The organism is Symbiopectobacterium sp., from assembly GCF_051710365.1.
Lineage (GTDB): Bacteria > Pseudomonadota > Gammaproteobacteria > Enterobacterales > Enterobacteriaceae > Symbiopectobacterium.
In genome coordinates this window covers 1-2,906 of the sequence record NZ_JBPETA010000283.1, presented here as the reverse complement: position 1 = coordinate 2,906, position 2,906 = coordinate 1, and the positions used below count along the sequence as shown (strand labels likewise).

Sequence of the window (2,906 nt, the reverse complement as noted above, 5' to 3'; positions counted from 1 at the left end):
CCTTGTTATAGGAGGGCCAGTTAGTGATTTTAAAATTTTGTTTTGCCATGGAGACCTGATTTTGAAACAACTATGGTGATCTGTTCCGATGATTACCCAAACTTTCTATTTATTCAACAAAGCCCGTGTTATGTCAAAACTGATGAACTACGTGACGATTTGCATTGCCAACGATGAAGATTTTGAAGCAACGCTGGGTATAAAAGCCTTTGATGGCGATATGTCACGTGGCATTGAACAGATTGATGCGTTCAAAGAGGGTATGCTGGAGGTAACGCGCCGTTATCCGGGATGTAAAATGGTTGCCAGCGTACTGCGTAATATTCGCTCGGTCGAAGACAGCCAATGGATGGGGCTGCTGTTGAGCGATGGCGAGTTTCATGAAACGACGCGCTATAACCTGCATGTGATGGAAGGTGTTGCGGCGGGTGATGCCTTCGGTGCCGGGTTGATGCATGGTATCCTGCATCAGTTTGACGCTCAGGAGTCCATCGACTTTGCGATTGCGGCCAGCGATCTGAAATTGACGATCAGCGGTGACTTGAACCTGGTGCAGGAATCGGATATCCGTGGCGTGATGAAAAAAGGTGGGGGCGCAAGCCTTAGCCGCTAACGGATTCGCAAGCCGCGTAACTTTCCGAGCATAAAGCGCATTGTGCATAAAGCTAATTGTGCACAAAGCCAAGGGCGTGTGGGAGCCACACAACCTTGGCTTTTTTACGTTGAGGTGATGATGAAAAATAACGTTTTGATCGTGGTTGATATGCAAGTCGGTGTGTTGGCGATGCCACGTTACGATAGGGAGGGCAAGGCAGCATTGATCAATCAGCTGATTGATGCCGCCGACGTTGTTATTTTCATCCAGCATGCCGAAGGAGAAATGGGCGTTGGTGGTGATTTATGGCAGATCATCCCAGAATTACACCAGCCAGCGCATGCACACTATGTCACTAAAACCGCCTGTGATGCGTTTTGGAACACGACGCTGGATGCGCTATTACAGCGTTTGGGCATCAATGCCTTTACCGTCTGTGGCTGTGCAACCGATTATTGTCTGGATACGACGATCAAAGTCGGTGCCAGCAAGGGCTACGCAATCACCGTGGCAGCAGATGCGCACACCACGGCGGATCGTACTTATGCCAGCGCCCAGCAGCTCATCGGTCAGCATAATGAGGTGTGGGCGGGGCTGAGCCTGCCGGGGAATCCCGTCACTACCATTCTGAGCGCATGGAGTTCGCCGCTTTGAACTAGCGCGCCTGGGCTGTCAGTAAATCAATTTGGGCTGCGGTGGCGACACGATGTAGGTATTCACTCACGCGTGGCCCATAGTGAATACCTTTCACGATAGTCAGCGATCGTAGGATCGGGAACAGGATAAAGTCCGTGGTTGAGACCGTTTCATCCGCAGGGAGTAAGGTTTCCAATTCTGCCAATTTTTGCTCAACGTCGCGAATCAGCGCGGGTGTTTCTGCCAGAAGCGCCGATAAGTCGCCAAACGCTTTTTCTTCACGTTGCCGGAAAGCCTGACGAGCAGGTTGTGTTGCCAACTCGGCAAACTCATCTTCGGTGAAACGCGGAACCGCCAGTTTGAACACCACGCCAGAGGCTGACTTGCACCATGCTTCAATCGCACTGTCTACCGGCTGGTCTGCGATCTGCGGCGCTTTCAGGCTATCCACATAGTGAACGATATCCATGCTTTCAGGCATGAAGCTGCCATCCTCTTTTTGCAGAATAGGGACGACCTTGCGGCCAACCATCCGCGTCGGCGTTTCCACATCTCCCTCCATGATGATCGCCAGTTCAAACGGTGTTTTCTTCAGTCCAAAAATCATTCTGGCTCGCACACAGAACGGACAATGCTCATAGGTAAATAATTTCATTAGTGGTTCCTTGATGATGATAAAACCTGTCTGCCTGACGCCCTAGCGCGATATAGGTCAGACTAATACCAGAAAGAGGAGCAGGTAAAGTCAGTGCGTGCGGATCGCTGGTGCTGTCGCTCGGAATGTAACTGCATGTGAAATATCAAGGAAAAGGATAACGACGGGGTTTCACTGCTGGTACAGGGAAGAACGGGCATATCGATAATTCCCTGATGATGCAAATCGTTATGTTTGAAAACCACGCTTTACATCCCTCGGGCTAACCTTACCTCGCACAGACACTTCTATACATTTCATCTGCTATTGTCTCTACATCCCTTGTCAATGTTGTGATTTCCATCCCTGTCAAGAGAGTCACTTTTCCCGCCCTCGAGGCGGGTTTTTTTTATCTGTTATTTGGCTGGCAGGGTTGTCACGATCTCCAGCATGCCATTGATGACAAATTGAACCCCCATACACACCAGCAAAAATCCCATCAAACGCGCGATGGCCTCAATACCGCTTTTACCCAACAGGCGCACAATGTAGCCAGAACTGCGTAAGCATACCCATAGGATCACGCTGGTCATCAGGAAGGTGAGTACGGGCGCAACCGCTACCATCCAGGGAGTGATCGCAATTCCGCTTTTAATTTGCGACGCGGTACTGATAATGAGCGCGATCGTGCCGGGTCCCGCGGTACTGGGCATGGCCAGTGGAACAAAGGCAATATTCACCCGGTTTGCTGAAGGGCTTCGGTTGATTTCATCCGCCTTGCTGGCAGCCTCAGGTCCGTGCTCTCGCTGGTGTGGGGGGAAGAGCATACGAAAACCGATGAAAGCCACGATCAGTCCACCAGCAATGCGCAAGCCGGGAATAGAAATGCCCAGCGTATTCATGATCAGTTGCCCACCGGCTTTGTTGAATAAATAGAAAGTTTGGGTAATCATCGGATCAGATCACCATAGTTGTTTCAAAATCAGGTCTCCATGGCAAAACAAAATTTTAAAATCACTAACTGGCCCTCCTATAACAAGG

3 protein-coding genes and 1 pseudogene are annotated in these 2,906 nt (G+C 50.2%); 2 read left to right on the top strand and 2 right to left on the bottom strand.

What is annotated here, in order from left to right; genetic code table 11:
• Positions 1-88: 88 nt before the first annotated feature.
• Together ACTBDZ_RS16685 and ACTBDZ_RS16680 are read left to right on the top strand one after the other, a co-directional pair.
• The gene (locus tag ACTBDZ_RS16685) at positions 89-613 is read left to right on the top strand and encodes a PfkB family carbohydrate kinase (protein ID WP_438816130.1); all 525 of its coding nucleotides are present in this window, start codon (positions 89-91) and stop codon (positions 611-613) included.
• Positions 614-730: 117 nt separating this feature from the next.
• Positions 731-1,249, top strand: a complete 519-nt coding sequence (locus ACTBDZ_RS16680; RefSeq protein WP_438816129.1) for an isochorismatase family protein — start codon at positions 731-733, stop codon at positions 1,247-1,249.
• A 1-nt stretch (position 1,250) separates the two neighbouring features.
• On the opposite strand, the gene grxB is transcribed toward ACTBDZ_RS16680, so the two are convergent.
• Entirely contained in the window at positions 1,251-1,886 is a 636-nt protein-coding gene (gene grxB / locus ACTBDZ_RS16675; protein WP_438816128.1) for a glutaredoxin 2, read from the bottom strand.
• 395 nt (positions 1,887-2,281) lie between these two features.
• Positions 2,282-2,779, bottom strand: a pseudogene (locus ACTBDZ_RS16670) (MarC family NAAT transporter); the annotation flags it as partial.
• Positions 2,780-2,906: the final 127 nt, after the last annotated feature.

Bases quoted from the DNA above. Each gene is read 5' to 3' on its own strand.
- ACTBDZ_RS16685 (WP_438816130.1), top strand. From the start codon at position 89: ATGATTACCCAAACTTTCTATTTATTCAACAAAGCCCGTGTTATGTCA.
- ACTBDZ_RS16680 (WP_438816129.1), top strand. From the start codon at position 731: ATGATGAAAAATAACGTTTTGATCGTGGTTGATATGCAAGTCGGTGTG.
- grxB (WP_438816128.1), bottom strand. From the start codon at position 1,886: ATGAAATTATTTACCTATGAGCATTGTCCGTTCTGTGTGCGAGCCAGA.